Source organism: Pantoea sp. E956-1, from assembly GCF_982223955.1.
Window position 1 is genome coordinate 107,971 of sequence record NZ_CEUYZP010000001.1, and the last position, 19,738, is coordinate 127,708.

Here is a 19,738-nt window from a genome sequence, read left to right on the forward strand (position 1 = left end):
GAAATGATCGCCAGCCATCTGATTACAGAGACCGTGTTGCCCGCCAGCAGATTAGCGAGCCGAGCGTGATCATTGCCACGCCCTGCCAGAACGCCTGCGGCGGCGTCAGGCCGAGCCACAGCGATCCCAGCAGAGCCGACAGCACCGGCGTAAAGTAGGAGGCGGTGGCCAGCAGCGTCAGATTGCCCTGCTGAATCCCGTGATTCCAGGCGGAATAGGCGATGGCGGTGGAGAGCCCGACAAACAGCACCTCCAGCAGCGGCACCAGCGTAAAGGTCATCGGTGCAGCGTGGTCGCTGAAGGCATATTTCAGCCACAGCGCCAGGGCGGTCAGGATAAAAAACAGCGTGACGCCATTGGAACCACGGGCAAAGCGGCGGGTGAGATTGTTGTAGAGCGCCCAGGTCAGGGCGGCGATAAAGGCCAGCGCATAGGCGACCGGGTTGCGCAGCATATTCTGCCACAACAGCGCCGGCGATCCGCTGCCGCTGCCTTTCATTACCCAGACGATCCCCAGCAGCGACAGCAGCAGTCCTGGCCACAGCCAGACACGGAAACGCTGCTGATTAAACGGAATGGCCAGCACGACGGTCAGGCAGGGCCAGAGATAGTTAATCATCCCCAGCTCCAGTGACTGGCTGCGATCGCTGGCCAGCCCGATGGCCAGCGCCAGACAGATTTCATAACCGACAAAGAGGGCGCCGCCCAGCCACAGGTAGAGGGCGGGCAGTGTGCCGGGTCTGGGCAGGCCCCGGGTCAGGCAGAGCAGACACGCCGTGGTAGTGTAGATCAGCGCCGCGCCGCCGGTGGCGCCAAAGGCTTCACTGACGCTGCGCAGCAGGCCAACGGTCGTACTCCAGAGCAGAATGGCGACAAGCCCGATGAGGGTCGCGCGCGAAGCGGTGGCAGGCATGCAGCAATCAACAAGGTCAGTGAGAGAAGCCTCCCTTGCCGCGGCAAGGGAGGGGCAGGATTACTTCCAGAAGTCGTCGAATACCGTGATCGGCGGACGACGTTTGTGCTCGGTTTTCTGATACCAGCCTTCGATGATACGCGCGCTGTCAGGATCGATGCTTTTGCCTTCCAGGTAGTCATCAATCATCTCATAGGTGACGCCCAGCGCCACTTCATCCTGCAGACCTGGACGATCATCTTCCAGATCGGCAGTGGGTTTCTTCAGATAGAGATGCTCCGGGCAGCCAAGGTGTTTCAGCAACTGCTTGCCCTGACGCTTGTTCAGGCGGAACAGAGGATTGATGTCAGTGCCGCCATCGCCATACTTGGTGAAGAAGCCGGTAACGGCTTCAGCCGCGTGATCGGTGCCGACCACTACGCCTTTGGTCATGCCGGCGATGCTGTATTGCGCTTTCATCCGCTCGCGGGCTTTTTCATTGCCGCGGACAAAATCGGAAAGCGTAATACCCGCCTCTTTCAGCGCGCGCTCACTGGCCAGCACCGACTCTTTGATGTTTACCACCAGCGAACGGTCGGGTTTGATAAAGGCCAGCGCGTCCTGACAATCCTGCTCATCCGCCTGCACACCATAGGGCAGACGCACCGCAATAAAGGTGTAGTCGTTATCACCGCTCTCCTGACGCAGTTCGGTGATCGCCTGCTGTGCCAGCGCGCCTGCCAGAGTTGAATCCTGACCGCCGCTGATCCCCAGCACCAGCGTTTTCAGTCCGCTGTGACGTTTCAGGTAGGCTTTAAGAAAATCGATGCTGACGCGCACTTCCTGGTCGGCGTCGATAGTGGGTTTCACACCCAGGGCTTCAATAATTTCCTGCTGCAGTGACATGAACTTCTCCTCAGGTCAGTGGCCTGTCGGCTCGATGCGAACGTTTTATTAAAGCTAACGTGCCTTAGCGAAAACAACAAGCCAAAGCGGTAACTGATTGCCGTGAAACGTTGCGAAATCAGTGAGTTTTTACCTGCGGCAGCGGTTTTTTCGCCAGCACGCTAAACATCAGAATCGCCATCATAAAGCAGCCAAAAATGGTGGCGCACATGCTCAGCACCGAGGTGCCGCCGATACCGGTGATCGGCACGGTAATCGCACCCAGCGTGAACATGGTGACACCAATCACCGCGGAGGCGCTGCCAGCCCGATGGCCCTGACTCTGCATCGCCAGGGACGAGGCGGTGGTAGCGATAACGCCGTTGCTGGCAATGGTAAAGAACAGTGCCACCAGCAGCAGCGCTAACGGGGCATGCAGCAGCGCGGCCAGCAGCAGCAGACTGGAGGCGACAAAAGCTAGCGTCAGTCCGCCTTTCAGCACCCGATATTCGCCCCACAATGGACAGAGGCGGGCGCTGGTCTGTGAAGCAATCACCAGGCCAAACCCGTTGGCCGCAAAGCAGAAGCTAAAGGCCTGGGGCGAAAGACCATAGAGTTGCTGCAGCACGAACGGCGAGGCACCGATATAGGCGAACATGCCGGACATCATAAACCCCTGAGTCAGGCAGAAGCCCATAAAGGGGCGATGGGTAATCACCTGACCGAGTGCCGCGTAGGCGGAGAAAATCGATCCTTTACTGCGGCGTGCCTCAGGCAGGGTTTCATGCAGCTTCCAGCGCGCCAGCAGGATCAGCAGAATGGCAATGCCGCCCAGTACCATGAAGATGCCGCGCCAGTTTAAAATCGTCATCAGGGCACCGCCTAGTACCGGTGCGCCGATTGGTGCCAGACCGTTGACCAGCATCAGCAGCGCGAAGAATCGCGTCAGTTCGTGACCGCTGTACATATCGCGTGCAATCGCCCGTGAAAGGACTGCGCCGCCCGCACCCGCTAATCCTTCAAACAGCCGCGCCAGCAGCAGCTGGTTAATATCCTGCGCCAGCGCACAGCCCATTGAGGCGATAAACAGCAACACCAGTGACAGGGTCAGCGGGCGCAGGCGGCCGAACTTATCGCTCATCGGGCCAAAGAGCAGCTGGCCAAAGCCCAGACCTAGCAGGCCGGCGGTCAGGCTCAGCTGCGCGGTAGCGGTTTCGGTGTGCAGATCCTGCGCCATTTGTGGCAGCGCAGGCAGATAGAGGTCGATGCAGAGCGGGCCCAGTGCGGCCAGCAGGCCCAGCGTGATGGCATAAACCAGGCGATTGGAGTGTACAGGGGTCATTTATCCTCGGGATTGTCAGCGATGGGGTTGACAGAAAACGGGTAAAGCAGCGAAAAACGTCGTCCGGTAACGCGACATTCACGCCGACCTGCGTCTGCGCGGTTGACGGTGCGGTCTTTAAAACGGGGCGCTATCGGGTGCCTGTTTTGCCGGGGAGTATACGTCTGCGTTGACAGCAAAACAGCCTTCTTTACGAAATCCTGACATTTAACAGGCCACTAATTGTTCGTCATAAACTTGATAAATCAGCATTTATGTTCCAGGCTTGTTTCCACATGGACAATAAATGAGGAACAACAAGATGAATAAAGTGATGGGATGTATCGCTGCGGCGCTGACGCTGGCTGCACTGTCTGGTTGTACGACTTACGATCGTGCGGAAAGCTACGTGACTAAGCCAGTGGTTAAGGATGTTAAAAAGGGTATGACCCGTGATCAGGTTCGTCAGATTGCCGGTACGCCTTCTACTGAAATCACCATGGTTCACGCGCGCGGCACCTGCCAGACTTATGTACTGGGTCAGCGCGACGGTAAAGCACAGACTTACTTCGTGAGCTACAACGACACCGGCCGTGTCATGAACTACGGTTTCCAGAGCTGTGCGGAATATGACACCGATCCGCAGGTTCAGCAGTAATTATTAGTGCCCCTGAATAGCAAACGGCCCGTCATCATGACGGGCCGTTTTTCGTTGTGGCACTGACTACAATCCTGCCGGACGCGGCACCTCAACATAATCGCCATCTATCTGCCGCTGGTAGAAGTGGCCAGCCTGCACATAGAAGCGTTTACCGTTAAAGTCGAGTACCCGCATTTCACTGCTGACCCGCGACTCTGCAGGCGGCTCTGCCACCACATACTCATCGCCGTGACGCTGATAATAATTGCCGTTGAGCAGATAGTAAGTCAGTCCGCCTATCAGCACCGCGGTTGCGGCTTCAGGCAAAAAGCGCACCGGCCCAGGTCCGCCCCAGTGCGGCCCGTGGCCGCCATGTCGACCCCATCCCCCCGGCGGGCCCCAGTCGCCAGGATGCGCGAAAGCCAGAGCGGGTGTCAAAAGCGTCAGCGTCAGAAGCGAGGCGATTATCTTTTTCATCAGGTGTTCTCCTCATAAGACTGGATGCAGAATTCGCTTTTTACCGGGTAAAGACAAGCACTAAAGCGGCGATTTTTCGCCTGTTTACCATGCTTAACGCTTTCTTAACGGCGCCGCCATTAATGGGTGAGATTATGGAGAAGAAGGGCGGGAATAACCTGGCGCGGGCGCGCCAGGTTCAAAGCAGAGATTAGAGATTATCGGTGCGCCAGTTCGGCGTTGTCGTCGCTTTCCAGGACGCGCTTATCGGTCATACCTAACCAGCGACTGGTCAGGGAGCCGGCGGTCATAGAACCGTTGACGTTCAGGGCAGTACGACCCATATCAATCAGCGGCTCAATGGAGATCAGCAGCGCCACCAGGGTGACCGGCAGGCCCATCGCAGGCAGGACAATCAGCGCCGCGAAGGTTGCACCACCGCCGACACCAGCAACGCCTGCTGAGCTCAGCGTCACGATCCCGACCAGCGTCGCAATCCACAGCGGGTCAAACGGGTTGATCCCGACGGTTGGCGCAACCATCACTGCCAGCATGGTTGGATAGAGACCGGCACAGCCGTTCTGGCCGATAGTGGCACCAAAAGAGGCCGCGAAGCTGGCAATCGACTCAGGCACGCCAAGACGACGGGTCTGGGTCTCGACGCTCAGCGGAATGCTGGCTGCGCTGGAGCGGCTGGTGAAGGCGAAGGTAATAACCGGCCACACTTTACGGAAGAAGCGCATCGGATTGATACCATTTACCGACAGCAGCAGGGCGTGGACACCAAACATGATGGCCAGACCGAGGTAAGAGGCGACCACAAAGCTGCCCAGCTTGATGATGTCCTGCAGGTTAGAACCGGCAACCACTTTGGTCATCAGCGCCAGCACACCATAAGGCGTCAGCTTCATCACTAAACGCACCAGCTTCATGACCCACGACTGCAGCGTATCGATCGCGACCAGCACGCGCTGACCTTTAACTTCATCATCCTTCAGCAACTGCAGTGCAGCCACACCCAGGAAGGCAGCGAAGATGACGACGCTGATAATCGAGGTCGGACTGGCGCCGGTCAGGTCGGCAAACGGGTTTTTCGGGATAAAGGAGAGCACCAGTTGCGGCACGGTCAGGTCAGCTACCTTGCCGACATAGTTGCTCTGAATCGCACTGAGACGTGCAGTTTCCTGTACGCCCTGAACCAGACCTTCCGCGCTCAGGCCAAACAGGCCGGTCACGAAGACGCCGACCAGCGCCGAGATCGCGGTGGTAAACAGCAGTACGCCAATCGTCAGTACGCTGATTTTTCCCAGCGACGAGGCGTTATGCAGACGGGCGACCGCACTCAGAATGGAAACGAACACCAGCGGCATCACGACCATCTGCAGCAACTGGACATAGCCATTACCGACGATGTTAAACCAGCTGATTGACTCTTTGACCACTGCGCTGTTTTCGCCGTAGATCAACTGCAAAACCAGGCCGAACAGAACGCCGATCACCAGACCGGTCAGCACTTTTTTCGACAGGCTCCAGTTCTGACGGCTGAAGCGAGAGAGCAATACCAGCAGCACCACAAAGGCTACGATATTAAGCGTAAGAGGAAGGTCCATACTGAAACTCCAGAGTAATGCGGCCTTTCGCTCTGGAAAGGCCGCATAATGTTAATCACGAATTAAGACAGCAGGAATGGTAACAGCAGGCGAAGAGGGTGCCTTATATCCAAATGGCATGGTTTATAACTTAATGGTGTTTTACGGTGTTTTATTGCGCAGTATGACTGGAAATCAACCGACCAACGCCATTTTGTAGCGTATCGAACAGCTGTGACGGCCAGCCGTTTGCACCAAAAGATGGCATTCCCACCGGGAACCACAGCGCATATCCCACCAGTCCCAGACACAATGCCCGCTCAAGCTGGTTGCCTTTCTGGCTGCGCAGAATCGGCAGCCGGAAGCGCCAGCGGCAGGGCCACAGCAGCGGAACCCCGGCAGGTGTCAGCATATCGGCCACAATATGGCTAAGGTAGCCCAGCGTCAGACCCTGTAAGACATCAGGTGGTATCGGCGACGACCGGGGCAGGTTTATCTGAAAAAGCCACAATCCGGCGGCTATCGCCAGTAAACTGTGGGTAAAGCCGCGATGGCCGAACGCGCGCGCAATAGGATGAGAGAGCCAGCGCAGTCGCTGTCCCAGCAGAGATTTAGGGTGATCGATATCGGGCAACAGACATGTCAGCAGCGCTGAGGGAACAAGGTGCCACCAGTCGGCCTGCGCCAGCACCGGTGTCAGCTCAGCACGCTTCGCAAAGATAGCGCTGGCAATGGCAAAAATGATGTGGCCTTCGCCCGTCATGATAGAACCTGGTTGCAAAGAAAACTGTCGATGCATCCAGTATAGGGATTTATCCAGTAAATGAGAATATGTGACGCTGTAACGAAGCATGAATATTATTAACAAGGCGGACAATGATGAAACACTGTCCGCCAGGGAGATTAACGCGCCAGCCAGCCGCCATCCACCGCCAGGGTATAGCCGTTGACATAGTCAGATGCTGAAGAGGCCAGGAAGACCACCGGACCCATCATGTCATCCGGCACGCCCCAGCGGCCTGCCGGAATACGCCCCAGAATCTCTTCGCTGCGCGACTCATCATTACGAAGCTGTTCCGTATTGTTGGTGGCCATGTAACCGGGAGCGATGGCATTGACGTTAATACCATGTTTTGCCCACTCGTTCGCCATCAGACGGGTCAGCCCCATCACGGCACTTTTCGACGCTGTATAAGAGGGCACCCGGATACCGCCCTGGAAGGAGAGCATGGAGGCGATATTGATGATCTTGCCGCCATTACCCTGCGCGATAAACTGACGGGCAACCTGCTGCGACAGGAAAAACAGGCTCTTGCTGTTAAGATTCATCACGTCATCCCAGTCCTGCTCGCTGAAATTCAGTGCGTCCTCACGGCGGATAATGCCAGCATTGTTGACCAGAATATCAATTTTGCCGGCAGCGGCAAGCGCCTGTTCAACCACTGAGGCCACCACGCTGGTCTGCATCAGATCGGCCTGCACCGGCCAGAACCGGCGACCCAGCGCCTCCACTTTACTTTGGGTATCATCCGGGCCATCACGGTTAACGCCGACGATATCACAACCCGCCTGGGCCAGACCCAGCGCCATACCCTGCCCTAAACCGGTATTACAGCCGGTCACCAGCGCGACTTTACCTTCCAGGTTAAACGTATTCAGTACCATGGTATTTCTCCTCTGCTCAGCGCAGTTCACTGATTTTGACGTGGTCCATGTCATCAAAGACCTGATTCTCACCCACCATGCCCCAGATAAAGGTGTAACGCTGGGTGCCGACACCGGCATGAATTGACCAGCTGGGAGAGATCACCGCCTGCTCATTGTGTACCAGCAGATGGCGGGTTTGCTGTGGTTGTCCCATCATGTGGAAGACGGCGCACTCTTCACTCATATCGAAGTAGAAATAGACTTCCATGCGGCGTTCGTGGGTGTGGCAGGGCATGGTGTTCCACAGGCTGCCTTCATCCAGTTTGGTTAAGCCCATGGTGAGCTGGCAGGTGGGCAACACATCCGGCACGATAAATTTGTTAATGGTGCGGCGATTGGAGGTGGCGGCATCGCCCAGCGTCGCGGTGGCCGCTTCCTGAAGCGTGATCTTCTTGTCCGGGAAGGTGCTGTGTGCTGGGGCACTGTTGTAATAGAATTTGGCCGGCTGCGCCGGGTTCAGGCTGCGGAACAGCAGGTTGCGCGCACCTTTGCCGACGTAAAGTGCCTCTTCGTGACCGATTTCCCACGCTTTACCGTCAACTTCTACCAGACCCGGGCCGCCAATATTGATCATGCCCAGCTCGCGGCGTTCAAGGAAATAAGAGACGCCCAGCTGTTTTCCCATCTCATCACCGATAGTGACCGGATTATTCACCGGCATGACGCCGCCAATAATGATGCGGTCGATATGGCTGTAGGTCAGGGTGTAATCATCGGCAGTAAATATCTTCTTAATCAGGAACTCGCGGCGCAGTGCTTCAGTGTCGAGTTGCTTAGCGTGATCGCTGTGAATGCTTTGACGAACGTCCATCTCAGGCCTCTCTGCAGGTCAGGTTATTCATGCCCCAAACGGGGACGCTTTTGGCATCTTAGGCAGAGCGGGACAGGAATTCAATAAAAATGAAACGTTGTTTTATTTTTTGCGGGTCAGATCAAGCGACAGGTGCAACAGGCAATAAAAAGCCCGCTATAAGCGGGCTGTTATTATCCCTGCAGATGTTGCAGGCTAAGCTGGGTGAGGTTGTCCAGCCGGACATCCGCCAGCGCCCAGCGGGGATCGTCACGGTGTTCGGCGGCGGGCACCACAATCGATCGCATACGCGCTGCTTTAGTGGCGATCATGCCGTTAAACGAATCCTCCAGCGTGACGCAGTTGAGCGGATCGATTGCCAGGCTGGCAGCGGCGTTGAGATAGACCTGCGGATGGGGCTTACTGTAGGGCAGCGCTTCTGCTGAAGCCAGTACGTCGAAATAAGGGCGCAGATTGAAGATCTCCAGCACCTGTTCCAGCATCTTTAGCGGTGATGCGGAGGCAAGGCCGATTTTCAGCCCATGTTCCCGGCACAGTTGCAGCGCCGTTTCCACGCCCGGCAGCAGTGGCCGCGTCTGATCCACCAGCGTCATGGCGCGCGTAATAATTCGCTCAGTAACCTCCTGCTGAGAGGGGCCATGCCACGGCAGCGTTTCGTACCACATCCGAACAGTCTGATCGATGCGCAGACCCAGGGTATCGGGCATTTCACTGCGCCGTGACAGGTCAACTTCCAGCGTTGAAAAGATATCCAGCTCAGCCTGATCCCACAGCGGCTCAGAATCGATCAGTAAGCCATCCATATCAAACAGGGCGGCAAGGACAGGGCGGTGATAAGGCATCAGGGGGTCTCCTTTTAAAGTCGGCTTTACCTTAACATCATTCTTTGCTGGCGCACGCTCTGTCCGACAGGCCACGCTTTATTTGGGAAATTTCACCGTTGGCAGGTAAACTGACGGCAAATCGGATTCCGGGTTCAGGAGATATTATGACCTATCAACAGGCTGGCCGTATCGCCATCCTCAAGCGAGTGGCAGGCTGGGTGCTCTTTTTAGTGGCGCTGCTGTCGACCATTATTTCTGTACTGAGCTTTATGTTTAAGCACAGCGAAAAGCAGCCAGGCATTGATGCCGTCATGCTCGATTTCGTCCACGTCATCGTCGATATGCTGCGCTTTAACACGCCATTCCTGAATGTTTTCTGGCATAACTCGCCGGTACCGGAATTTAACGGTCAGATGAACCTGGGTTTCTGGCTGATCTACATTCTGATTTTTGTCGGGCTGGCGCTGGAGTCGTCAGGCGCGCGGATGGGACGTCAGGCGCGTCACGTCAAAGAAGGCATTGAGGATCAGATGATTCTGGAGCAGGCAAAGGGCAGTGAAGGACGCAGCCGCCAGCAACTGGAAGAGAAGGTGCGCGTACCTCGCCACACCATCTTCCTGCAGATCTTCCCGCTCTATGTCCTGCCGGTGGTGATTGCGATAGCCGGTTATTTTGCGCTGTCGCTGCTGGGCTTTATCTGACCGCGATCTCCGTCAGGCCGGTCTGGCCTGACTGGCGCCCAGCGCATCCTCATCCAGCAACTGGCCAATGGCGAACTGTGCATCGCCCGGCCAGTGTCCGCCAAAGACGTTAGCCCGGTTGAGCAGATAGTAGAGCTGGTAGACCGGCAGACGCTGCGAAAAACCATCCGGTAACGGCCACACTGCCTGATAACCGTCGTAAATCTGGCGAGGCAGGTCGGGATACCAGCTCAGCATGGCTAAATCGCACTCACGGTCGCCCCAGTAGCAGGCAGGATCGAACAGCCAGGGACCACTGTCACTGCTGGCGCAGTTAGCCGGCCAGAGATCGCCATGCAGCAGCGACGGTTGCGGATGATGTGACGCGAGCACCCGCTGCACACAGGCAACGATCAGCTCTGTATCCCCGTACTGAATTCCCTTTTCCGCCGCCAGTTGCAGCTGCCAGCCAATGCGCTGTTCAGCAAAAAAAACCGACCAGCGTCGCAGCCAGCTGTTGGGTTGGGGCGTCGTAGTGATGTTATTGTCGAAATCGAGGCCGAACTGCGTCTGCTCGCTCCACTGATGCAGATGCGCCAGTTGCTGACCCAACTGATATGCACTCTGCTCATCAAGTGGCTGTGGCCTGATATATTCCAGCAGCAGAAAGCTCTCTTCGCGATGATGACCCACACCATAAACCTTAGGCACCCGAACCGTGCCGGTGCGCGCCAGCAAATCCAGCTGGTCTGCTTCCCAGGTAAAGAGCGACAGCATATCGCGGCTGTTACTTTTGACGAAGACGTCATGATCACCGTAGCGGATCTGCCAGGTGGGATGGATATCACCCCCGGCGAGGGCGTGACGTTGAGTGATTTCGGCGTTGCCTAACTGCTCGCTTAACAGACGACTAATGGCTGACCACATTGGGCTATCCTCGTTATTCGCTGCGTAAGTCCGATTGTGTTGCGTAAATATTCACCAAAAACCGCGCGATTGCACCCTTTATTCTGGCGCCGGGGTGGCAGGGCGATGATCGGCGGCATCGCGCAGATACTCTTCGAAGGTCGTGACGATCACCTCGGGTTCCTGACCCAGCGCGCTTTCACCGGCCGCAGTGACCTGCTGCCGCAGCTCCTCAGCCTCCAGCGTGCTGACGATGCCATAGCTGTTCGTACCGAGTTCATGTGAATGGCCGTCGTCATCTGTCATCGTGGTCGTGAAACCTGCGGCGGTCATCGCGCTGGTCAGCTCCAGGATGTCACTTAAGCCCGACTCCTGATAATGAAAGGTCACGATATAGCGGGTTAAGGTGTTGCTCATGAGGCACCTCCGGGGAAGGGAAACTGAACTGAGCGTAGACCATGGTGAAAAATCAGGCGAATTATGAAGGAGATGCTACGTGTGCGACGTGATGCATAGCGTAAATTCGTGTCAGGAGCCAGCAGCATAACGTAAAAAACTTCTGCCGTTGCGTCTGGCTTTTCGTTTGGGCAGCACTATAATGCGCGACGTTAATAAGATGAGTCCCAATTAACAGGGGTTGTCAGGGTGATTCCAGGCATTTCGTGTAAGTTAATAATTTTTTACAAAACTTACCGTAAATTGCATTGAATGCCCGGCAAAACGCTTCAGACTCTCCGTTTTTTAAACAGTCGCACGGATCACATTTAATGAAAGCCTATAACAAGCTGTCTGCTGTTCTTTTGCTCTCCGCCGGAGCTTTCTGTCACCAGGCAATGGCCGATAACGCCGTATTTACGTCAATGGATGACCCTTCAACAGCTAAAAAGCCGTTTGAAGGGTCTGCTGCTGCGGGATATCTGGCGCAAACCGGTAACACCACCAGTTCATCAATGACGGCTCAGACCAACATGACCTGGTATCAGTCATCTATGGCTTACAGCTTGTGGGGTAACGCAGCCAACACTTCGTCAAACGATGAGCGCTCTTCTGAGACTTACAACATCGGGGGTCGTTCACGTTACAACCTTAATTCATATGATTACCTGTTTGGACAGGCGAGCTGGTTAAGCGATCGTTTCAATGGTTATGATTCACGCGACGTGCTGACAGCCGGTTACGGTCGTCAGATTCTGAACGGTCCGGTGCACTCGCTGCGTGCGGAATTGGGTCCGGGTGTACGTTATGACGATTACCACGCGGGTGGTCATCAGACCAAAGCGCTGGGCTATGGCGCAGTCAGCTATCAGTGGCAGCTGACCGACACCACTAAATTTATTCAGGGCGTGTCAGTGCTGAGCAGCTTTGGAGAAGACACCACGGTGAACTCTGAAACCGGTCTGCAGGTTGCTATCAACAGCCACTTCGCGCTGAAGCTGGCTTACAACGTTAGCTGGAACAACAATCCGGCGGAATCTGCGCCTGATCGCACCGATACCAAAACTTCAATCATGCTCTCTTACGCAATGTAAGTGCATTTTTGCAGCAGCATTCACAGCGGCCTGACAGCGTGTCAGGCCGCTTTTTTTTGATTTCTCCAGGGCTTAGCGAAAAAGGGATGGGTTTTTCTCGCCGGGGAAAACTGCTATCATCAACCCGCACTGAAATCCTGGCGACATTCCGACAATGTGGGTCTGATATCACGCCAGGTCACTAATTTTACATTACGTTGCATGTAGGCTTTCGTGTGGCTTACCACTGCAAATAAGGATATGAAATGCCTGTAATTACGCTTCCTGATGGCAGCCAGCGCGTGTTTGACCGCCCTGTCAGTGTGATGGATATTGCGCTGGACATCGGTCCTGGCCTGGCGAAAGCCTGTATCGCTGGCCGTGTTAACGGTGAACTGGTTGATGCTATTGATCCCATCACTGAAGATGCCGCCGTAGCGATCATTACCGCTAAAGATGAAGCGGGTCTGGAAATCATCCGTCACTCCTGTGCGCACCTGTTAGGGCATGCGATTAAACAGCTGTGGCCGGATACCAAAATGGCGATTGGCCCGGTCATTGATAACGGCTTCTATTATGATGTCGACATCGATCGTACCCTGACCCAGGAAGATATCGACCTGCTGGAAAAACGCATGCATCAGTTGGCTGAAACCAACTACGATGTGGTGAAGAAGAATGTCAGCTGGCAGGAAGCTCGCGACGTCTTTGCGGCGCGCGGCGAAATTTATAAGACCACCATTCTTGATGAAAACATCAGCCATGACGACAAGCCTGGCCTGTATCATCACGAAGAATATGTCGACATGTGCCGCGGTCCGCACGTGCCGAATATGCGGTTCTGCCATCATTTTAAACTGCAGAAGATCTCCGGTGCCTACTGGCGCGGCGACAGCAGCAACAAAATGCTGCAGCGTATTTATGGCACCGCATGGGCAGACAAAAAGCAGCTGGCAGCCTATCTGCAGCGTCTGGAAGAGGCGGCGAAGCGTGACCATCGTAAGATTGGTAAGCAGCTGGATCTCTATCACATGCAGGAAGAAGCACCAGGCATGGTCTTCTGGCATAATGACGGCTGGACCATCTTCCGCGAGCTGGAAGTGTTTGTCCGCAGCAAATTAAAAGAGTACCAGTACCAGGAAGTTAAAGGTCCGTTCATGATGGATCGGGTCCTGTGGGAAAAAACCGGGCACTGGGAAAACTATAAAGAAGCGATGTTCACTACCTCATCGGAGAACCGTGAATATTGCATCAAACCGATGAACTGTCCTGGGCATGTTCAGATCTTTAATCAGGGTCTGAAATCCTACCGTGACCTGCCGCTGCGTATGGCAGAGTTCGGCAGCTGTCACCGCAATGAACCCTCAGGCGCGCTTCACGGCCTGATGCGTGTTCGTGGCTTTACCCAGGATGATGCACACGTTTTCTGTACTGAAGAGCAGGTGCGTGACGAAGTGAACAGCTGTATCCGCATGGTTTATGACATGTACAGCACCTTCGGCTTTGAAAAGATTGTGGTGAAGTTATCCACCCGTCCTGAGAAGCGCATCGGTACGGATGAGATGTGGGATCGTGCCGAGGAAGATCTGGCTGCTGCGCTGAACGAAAACAATATTGAGTTTGAGTTCCAGCCAGGCGAAGGCGCGTTCTACGGCCCTAAAATTGAGTTTACTTTGTACGATTGTCTTGATCGCGCCTGGCAGTGCGGAACAGTTCAGCTAGACTTCTCCCTGCCAAAACGCCTTGAAGCAACCTACGTGGGTGAAAACAATGATCGTCAGACGCCAGTGATGATTCACCGAGCGATTCTGGGATCAATGGAGCGTTTCATCGGTATTCTGACCGAAGAATTCGCCGGTTTCTTCCCAACCTGGCTGGCACCGCTGCAAGTCGTGGTAATGAATATTACCGATGGACAAGCAGAATATGTTGAGTCTTTGACGCGTAAGCTGCAGAATGCTGGCATTCGTGTGAAGGCAGACTTGAGAAATGAGAAGATAGGCTTTAAAATCCGCGAGCACACATTACGTCGCGTCCCTTATATGTTGGTCTGCGGTGATAAAGAGGTGGAATCTGGCAAAGTTGCCGTTCGCACCCGCCGTGGTAAAGACCTTGGGTCGATGGATGTCGATGTGTTTGTTGAGAAACTTCAACAAGAGATTCGCAGCCGAAATCTTCAACAATTGGAGGAATAAAGTATTAAAGGCGGAAAACGAGTACTACCTACGCGTCCGAACAAAATTAACAGTGAAATCCGCGCAACTGAAGTGCGCTTAACAGGCATGGATGGCGAGCCGATTGGCATTGTCACATTACGCGAAGCTTTGGAAAAAGCCGAGGAAGCGGGCGGCGACTTAGTCGAAATCAGCCCGAATGCCGAACCGCCGGTCTGCCGCATCATGGATTACGGCAAGTTCCTCTATGAAAAAAGCAAATCTTCTAAGGAACAGAAGAAGAAGCAAAAAGTTATTCAGGTTAAGGAAATCAAATTCCGTCCTGGAACCGATGATGGCGACTATCAGGTCAAACTACGCAACCTGATTCGCTTTCTGGAAGAAGGCGATAAAGCCAAAATCACGCTCCGCTTCCGCGGTCGTGAGATGGCGCACCAGCAGATCGGTATGGAAGTGCTTAACCGCGTCCGTAAAGACCTGTGTGAAGATCTGGATTTGGCCATTGTCGAATCCTTCCCTTCGAAGATCGAAGGCCGCCAGATGATCATGGTGCTCGCTCCTAAGAAGAAACAGTAGGCTTTCAAGTAGCATTTACCGCGCAGCGTTCGCGCTGTGCGGTTAACTGTTCGCCTGTCTGGGTCATGTTATTAACAATGCGAAGTGGATATTTTTAAAATGCCAAAGATTAAAACTGTACGTGGCGCGGCCAAGCGCTTCCGGAAGACCGCTTCTGGCGGCTTCAAGCGTAAACACGCAAACCTGCGTCATATTCTGACTAAAAAATCTACTAAGCGTAAACGTCACCTGCGTCCGAAAGGCATGGTGTCTAAAGGCGATCTGGGTCTGGTAATTGCCTGCCTGCCGTACGCATAAGTAAATTTTTTTCATTAATTCAGAATATTAAACAGGAGAGCTAAATGGCTCGTGTAAAACGTGGTGTAGTTGCTCGCGCACGTCACAAAAAAATCTTAAAACAAGCTAAAGGCTATTACGGTGCACGTTCACGTGTTTACCGCGTTGCCTTCCAGGCTGTTATCAAAGCTGGTCAGTATGCTTACCGTGACCGTCGTCAGCGTAAGCGTCAGTTCCGTCAGCTGTGGATCGCGCGTATCAACGCAGCGGCACGTCAGAACGGCATGTCTTACAGCCGTTTCATCAATGGTCTGAAAAAAGCAGCCATTGAGATTGACCGTAAGATCCTGGCAGACATCGCAGTATTCGATAAAGTGGCATTCTCTGCACTGGTCGAAAAAGCGAAATCAGCCCTGGCGTAAGTCAGATGGAAAAGGGAGCTTGCTCCCTTTTTTATTGCCTGTAACTCACGCAAAAGATTGACATTTTCGTCGCTGAGCATTTCAATAGACCCCCTGTATCGCATGACAAGGTAACCGCAAGCATGAACGCTGCTATTTTCCGTTTCTTTTTTTACTTTAGCGCCTGACATCCAGGGGCTTTTGCGCATAAGAAAAGAAACGAAAAATCGCGCTAAAAGCCTCCCTCGTGGAGGCTTTTTTGTTTCTGGCGCTAGCATATTGGACCGGCAGGTCCCAACGAGAACTGACCAGCCTGACTGGAAAAAGAGGAAACTATGTCCCAACTCGCAGAACTGGTGGCCAGCGCCACGGCGGCCATCGACGGGGCGACGGATATCGCCGCCCTTGACGCGGTGCGCGTCGAATACCTGGGTAAGAAAGGACATCTGACACTGCAGATGACTACGTTACGCGAGCTGCCAGCTGAAGAGCGCCCGGCAGCGGGTGCGGTAATCAACGAAGCGAAACAGCAGGTTACCGAGCGCCTGAATGCACGCAAGGATGCTCTGGAATCCGCGGTGCTGAATGCCCGTCTGGCGGAAGAGACCATCGATGTCTCACTGCCGGGCCGTCGCATTGAGAATGGTGGCCTGCATCCGGTAACCCGCACCATGGATCGCATTGAGACTTTCTTTGGAGAGTTAGGCTTTGCCGTGATGACCGGACCAGAAATTGAAGATGATTACCATAACTTCGATGCGCTGAATATTCCTGCCCATCACCCGGCCCGTGCCGATCACGACACTTTCTGGTTCGACGCCACGCGCCTGCTGCGTACCCAGACTTCAGGTGTGCAGATCCGTACCATGAAGGCTCAGCAGCCGCCGATTCGCATTATTGCGCCAGGCCGCGTCTACCGTAACGATTACGATCAGACCCATACCCCGATGTTCCATCAGATGGAAGGGCTGATTGTGGATAAAAACATCAGCTTTACCAACCTGAAAGGCACGCTGCACGATTTCCTGAACAACTTCTTCGAAGAAGATTTGCAGATTCGTTTCCGTCCTTCCTATTTTCCGTTTACTGAGCCATCCGCAGAAGTAGACGTCATGGGCAAAAACGGCAAGTGGCTGGAAGTGCTGGGTTGCGGCATGGTGCACCCTAATGTGCTGCGCAATGTCGGCATCGATCCGGAAGTCTACTCCGGCTTCGCCTTTGGTATGGGCATGGAGCGTCTGACGATGTTGCGCTACGGCGTGACCGATTTGCGCGCCTTCTTCGAAAATGATTTACGTTTCCTCAAACAATTTAAGTAAGGGCAGGATATCCAATGAAATTCAGTGAACTCTGGTTACGCGAATGGGTAAATCCAGCCCTGGACAGCGCTGCGCTGTCTGAACAAATCACTATGGCCGGTCTGGAAGTCGACGGCGTTGATCCGGTTGCCGGAGCCTTCCACGGCGTCGTGGTCGGGGAAGTGGTGGAGTGCGCCCAGCACCCGAATGCAGACAAACTGCGTGTGACCAAAATCAATGTGGGCGGCGATCGCCTGCTGGATATCGTCTGTGGCGCGCCGAACTGCCGTCAGGGACTGAAAGTCGCCGTCGCCACCGTAGGCGCAGTGCTGCCAGGTGATTTCAAAATCAAAGCGGCTAAACTGCGTGGCGAGCCGTCTGAAGGCATGCTCTGCTCTTTCTCTGAGCTGGGGATTTCCGACGACCACAACGGCATCATCGAACTGCCAGCCGATGCGCCGATTGGCACCGACATTCGCACGTACCTGCAGCTTGATGACAACACCATCGAAATCAGTGTCACGCCTAACCGCGCTGATTGTCTGGGTCTGATCGGTATCGCCCGTGATGTCGCGGTACTTAACGGTTTGCCACTGAACGTGCCGGAGATGCAGCCGGTCGCAGCGACGCTGAATGACACTTTCCCGATTCAGGTTGACGCGACAGAAGCCTGTCCACGCTATCTGGGCCGTGTAGTAAAAGGTATAAACGTCGCGGCTGCTACGCCATTGTGGATGAAAGAGAAGCTGCGTCGTTGTGGTATTCGCTCTATCGATCCGGTGGTGGATATCACTAACTACGTTCTGCTGGAACTGGGGCAGCCGATGCATGCCTTCGATCTCGACCGCATTGACGGCGGTATCGTGGTGCGTATGGCGAAAGAGGGCGAAAAGCTGACGCTGCTGGATGGCACTGAAGCCAGCCTGCAGAGTGATACCTTAGTGATCGCGGATCATCAGAAAGCGCTGGCGATGGCCGGTATCTTTGGTGGCGAACATTCGGGCGTGAACGGCGAAACGCAGAACATCCTGTTCGAGTGCGCTTACTTTGATCCGCTCTCTATTACCGGCCGCGCCCGTCGTCATGGTCTGCATACCGACGCGTCACACCGCTACGAGCGTGGTGTTGATCCGGCGCTGCAACACACCGCGCTGGAGCGTGCTACCCAGCTGCTGCTGTCGATCTGCGGCGGTGAAGCGGGTCCGATCATCGATCAGACCCATCAGACGGCTCTGCCTGTGCCGGCGACCATTACGCTGCGTCGTGAAAAGCTGGACCGTCTGATTGGTCATGTGATCGCGGATGAGCAGGTGACTGACATTCTGACGCGCCTCGGCTGTGAAGTGACCGTGGGTGAAGGGCAGTGGCAGGCCGTCGCCCCGAGCTGGCGCTTCGATATGGCGATTGAAGAAGATCTGGTCGAAGAAGTGGCCCGTATTTACGGCTACAACAACATTCCGGATGTGCCGGTTCAGGCGGGTCTGGTGATGACTCAGCATCGCGAAGCGAATCTGTCACTGAAGCGCGCGAAAAACCTGCTGGTGGATAAGGGCTATCAGGAAGCGATTACCTATAGCTTCGTCGATCCGAAAATTCAGCAACTGCTGCACCCGGGTGAAGAGGCGCTGTTGCTGCCGAGCCCCATCTCCAGCGATATGTCGACCATGCGTCTCTCACTCTGGACCGGCCTGCTCAGCGCGGTAGTCTACAACCAGAACCGTCAGCAGAGCCGCGTGCGCCTGTTTGAGAGCGGCTTACGCTTTGTGCCGGATACCCAGGCAGATTTAGGCATCCGTCAGGATCTTATGCTGGCTGGCGTCATCAGCGGTAACCGCGTTGAAGAGCACTGGGATCTGGCGCGCCAGACCGTTGACTTCTATGATTTGAAAGGTGATTTAGAATCGCTGCTCGATTTAACCGGCAAACTGGATGACATCCGTTTCCGTGCTGAAGCGAATCCGGCGTTGCATCCAGGACAGAGCGCGGCGATTTATTTGCATGATGAACATATCGGATTTATCGGCGTGGTTCATCCTGAGCTGGAACGTAAGCTTGATCTCAATGGCCGCACCTTAGTCTTTGAACTGCTTTGGAATAAGGTCGCAGACCGCGTCCTGCCTGACGCGCGCGAGATTTCTCGCTTCCCGGCGAACCGTCGTGATATTGCCGTTGTGGTGGCTGAAAACGTCCCTGCAGCAGATATCATCGCGGAGTGTAAGAAAGTTGGCGTAAATCAGGTAGTTGGCGTAAACTTGTTTGACGTGTACCGCGGTAAGGGCGTTTCTGAGGGCTACAAGAGCCTCGCAATCAGCCTGATTTTGCAGGATACCAGCCGGACACTCGAAGAAGAGGAGATTGCCGCGACCGTTGGCAAATGCGTTGCGGCATTAAAAGAGCGATTCCAGGCAACCTTGAGGGATTGAACCTATGGCGCTTACAAAAGCTGAGATGTCAGAGTACCTGTTTGAGAAACTCGGGCTGAGCAAACGCGATGCCAAAGAGTTAGTAGAGCTGTTTTTCGAAGAGGTACGTCGCGCTTTGGAGAATGGAGAACAGGTAAAACTGTCTGGGTTTGGTAATTTTGACCTGCGTGACAAAAACCAGCGTCCTGGCAGAAACCCGAAAACGGGTGAAGATATTCCGATTACTGCGCGTCGCGTAGTAACGTTCCGCCCAGGACAGAAGCTGAAAAGCCGCGTAGAGAACGCTACACCCAAAGAGACTGACTGAATTTCAGCGTTTCAAAAAGGCCGCGCAAGCGGCCTTTTTTCATGGTTTCAGTAAGCAGAAATCC

General features: G+C 54.6%; 22 protein-coding genes and 1 other annotated feature. Of the genes, 11 read left to right on the forward strand and 11 right to left on the reverse strand.

Translation table 11 applies throughout. The features are described 5' to 3' along the window. Window positions 1–22: 22 nt before the first annotated feature. The 3 genes from yddG to AC0T7J_RS00530 all read right to left on the reverse strand — a co-directional run bounded on the left by yddG (window position 23) and on the right by AC0T7J_RS00530 (window position 3,119). Window positions 23–913 (reverse strand): aromatic amino acid DMT transporter YddG, encoded by an 891-nt coding sequence (gene yddG / locus AC0T7J_RS00520; protein ID WP_473791411.1) that lies wholly within the window; start codon window positions 911–913, stop codon window positions 23–25. 60 nt (window positions 914–973) lie between these two features. Continuing rightward, window positions 974–1,798: an ammonia-dependent NAD(+) synthetase gene (gene nadE / locus AC0T7J_RS00525; protein WP_473791413.1), complete on the reverse strand. Its 825-nt coding sequence runs from the start codon at window positions 1,796–1,798 to the stop codon at window positions 974–976. Window positions 1,799–1,916: 118 nt separating this feature from the next. Next, window positions 1,917–3,119, reverse strand: a complete 1,203-nt coding sequence (locus AC0T7J_RS00530) for a multidrug effflux MFS transporter (RefSeq protein ID WP_473791415.1) — start codon at window positions 3,117–3,119, stop codon at window positions 1,917–1,919. A 301-nt stretch (window positions 3,120–3,420) separates the two neighbouring features. On the opposite strand from AC0T7J_RS00530, the gene osmE reads away from it, so the two are divergent. Beyond that, a complete protein-coding gene (osmE, locus tag AC0T7J_RS00535; protein WP_010245718.1) occupies window positions 3,421–3,756 on the forward strand; it encodes an osmotically-inducible lipoprotein OsmE in 336 nt (111 codons plus the stop codon). A gap of 66 nt (window positions 3,757–3,822) precedes the next feature. Here osmE and AC0T7J_RS00540 read toward each other — a convergent pair whose 3' ends face one another. The 6 genes from AC0T7J_RS00540 to hxpB all read right to left on the reverse strand — a co-directional run bounded on the left by AC0T7J_RS00540 (window position 3,823) and on the right by hxpB (window position 9,143). Beyond that, complete coding sequence (locus tag AC0T7J_RS00540; RefSeq protein ID WP_033771616.1) at window positions 3,823–4,215, reverse strand: DUF6515 family protein; 393 nt, start codon at window positions 4,213–4,215, stop codon at window positions 3,823–3,825. 197 nt (window positions 4,216–4,412) lie between these two features. After that, a complete protein-coding gene (locus AC0T7J_RS00545) occupies window positions 4,413–5,804 on the reverse strand; it encodes an L-cystine transporter (protein WP_010245712.1) in 1,392 nt (463 codons plus the stop codon). 151 nt (window positions 5,805–5,955) lie between these two features. After that, window positions 5,956–6,546, reverse strand: coding sequence for a metal-dependent hydrolase (locus AC0T7J_RS00550; protein WP_031590489.1), 591 nt, complete (start codon window positions 6,544–6,546; stop codon window positions 5,956–5,958). Window positions 6,547–6,686: 140 nt separating this feature from the next. Further along, window positions 6,687–7,448, reverse strand: a complete 762-nt coding sequence (gene kduD / locus AC0T7J_RS00555; protein ID WP_473791419.1) for a 2-dehydro-3-deoxy-D-gluconate 5-dehydrogenase KduD — start codon at window positions 7,446–7,448, stop codon at window positions 6,687–6,689. A 16-nt stretch (window positions 7,449–7,464) separates the two neighbouring features. Continuing rightward, window positions 7,465–8,301 (reverse strand): 5-dehydro-4-deoxy-D-glucuronate isomerase, encoded by an 837-nt coding sequence (gene kduI, locus AC0T7J_RS00560; protein ID WP_473791420.1) that lies wholly within the window; start codon window positions 8,299–8,301, stop codon window positions 7,465–7,467. Between the two features lie 173 nt (window positions 8,302–8,474). Then, entirely contained in the window at window positions 8,475–9,143 is a 669-nt protein-coding gene (gene hxpB / locus AC0T7J_RS00565; protein WP_473791422.1) for a hexitol phosphatase HxpB, read from the reverse strand. Window positions 9,144–9,289: 146 nt separating this feature from the next. On the opposite strand from hxpB, the gene AC0T7J_RS00570 reads away from it, so the two are divergent. Continuing rightward, window positions 9,290–9,826 carry a YniB family protein gene (locus tag AC0T7J_RS00570; protein ID WP_010245694.1) on the forward strand — a complete coding sequence of 179 codons (537 nt, stop codon included), beginning with the start codon at window positions 9,290–9,292 and terminating at the stop codon, window positions 9,824–9,826. 12 nt (window positions 9,827–9,838) lie between these two features. On the opposite strand, the gene AC0T7J_RS00575 is transcribed toward AC0T7J_RS00570, so the two are convergent. Both AC0T7J_RS00575 and ghoS read right to left on the reverse strand, forming a co-directional pair. Continuing rightward, complete coding sequence (locus AC0T7J_RS00575; RefSeq protein WP_187510845.1) at window positions 9,839–10,732, reverse strand: fructosamine kinase family protein; 894 nt, start codon at window positions 10,730–10,732, stop codon at window positions 9,839–9,841. Window positions 10,733–10,810: 78 nt separating this feature from the next. Next, entirely contained in the window at window positions 10,811–11,128 is a 318-nt protein-coding gene (gene ghoS, locus AC0T7J_RS00580; RefSeq protein ID WP_473791425.1) for a type V toxin-antitoxin system endoribonuclease antitoxin GhoS, read from the reverse strand. A 350-nt stretch (window positions 11,129–11,478) separates the two neighbouring features. On the opposite strand from ghoS, the gene AC0T7J_RS00585 reads away from it, so the two are divergent. The 9 genes from AC0T7J_RS00585 to ihfA all read left to right on the forward strand — a co-directional run bounded on the left by AC0T7J_RS00585 (window position 11,479) and on the right by ihfA (window position 19,674). Then, on the forward strand, window positions 11,479–12,240 hold the full coding sequence (locus tag AC0T7J_RS00585; RefSeq protein WP_010245689.1) for a DUF481 domain-containing protein: 762 nt from the start codon (window positions 11,479–11,481) through the stop codon (window positions 12,238–12,240). A gap of 245 nt (window positions 12,241–12,485) precedes the next feature. Next, on the forward strand, window positions 12,486–14,414 hold the full coding sequence (gene thrS / locus AC0T7J_RS00590; protein ID WP_473791427.1) for a threonine--tRNA ligase: 1,929 nt from the start codon (window positions 12,486–12,488) through the stop codon (window positions 14,412–14,414). 3 nt (window positions 14,415–14,417) lie between these two features. Beyond that, on the forward strand, window positions 14,418–14,969 hold the full coding sequence (gene infC / locus AC0T7J_RS00595) for a translation initiation factor IF-3 (RefSeq protein WP_029519030.1): 552 nt from the start codon (window positions 14,418–14,420) through the stop codon (window positions 14,967–14,969). Window positions 14,970–15,068: 99 nt separating this feature from the next. Then, window positions 15,069–15,266, forward strand: a complete 198-nt coding sequence (gene rpmI, locus AC0T7J_RS00600; RefSeq protein WP_010245683.1) for a 50S ribosomal protein L35 — start codon at window positions 15,069–15,071, stop codon at window positions 15,264–15,266. Window positions 15,267–15,310: 44 nt separating this feature from the next. Then, the gene (gene rplT, locus AC0T7J_RS00605; protein WP_003853267.1) at window positions 15,311–15,667 is read left to right on the forward strand and encodes a 50S ribosomal protein L20; all 357 of its coding nucleotides are present in this window, start codon (window positions 15,311–15,313) and stop codon (window positions 15,665–15,667) included. 117 nt (window positions 15,668–15,784) lie between these two features. Next, window positions 15,785–15,910 (forward strand) — a sequence feature (Phe leader region). Beyond that, window positions 15,790–15,834: a pheST operon leader peptide PheM gene (gene pheM, locus AC0T7J_RS00610; protein ID WP_106120997.1), complete on the forward strand. Its 45-nt coding sequence runs from the start codon at window positions 15,790–15,792 to the stop codon at window positions 15,832–15,834. It overlaps the preceding feature by 45 nt. A gap of 71 nt (window positions 15,911–15,981) precedes the next feature. Then, complete coding sequence (gene pheS / locus AC0T7J_RS00615) at window positions 15,982–16,965, forward strand: phenylalanine--tRNA ligase subunit alpha (protein ID WP_090961585.1); 984 nt, start codon at window positions 15,982–15,984, stop codon at window positions 16,963–16,965. A 14-nt stretch (window positions 16,966–16,979) separates the two neighbouring features. Then, the gene (gene pheT / locus AC0T7J_RS00620) at window positions 16,980–19,367 is read left to right on the forward strand and encodes a phenylalanine--tRNA ligase subunit beta (RefSeq protein WP_473791429.1); all 2,388 of its coding nucleotides are present in this window, start codon (window positions 16,980–16,982) and stop codon (window positions 19,365–19,367) included. Between the two features lie 4 nt (window positions 19,368–19,371). Beyond that, on the forward strand, window positions 19,372–19,674 hold the full coding sequence (gene ihfA, locus AC0T7J_RS00625) for an integration host factor subunit alpha (RefSeq protein ID WP_003853259.1): 303 nt from the start codon (window positions 19,372–19,374) through the stop codon (window positions 19,672–19,674). Window positions 19,675–19,738: the final 64 nt, after the last annotated feature.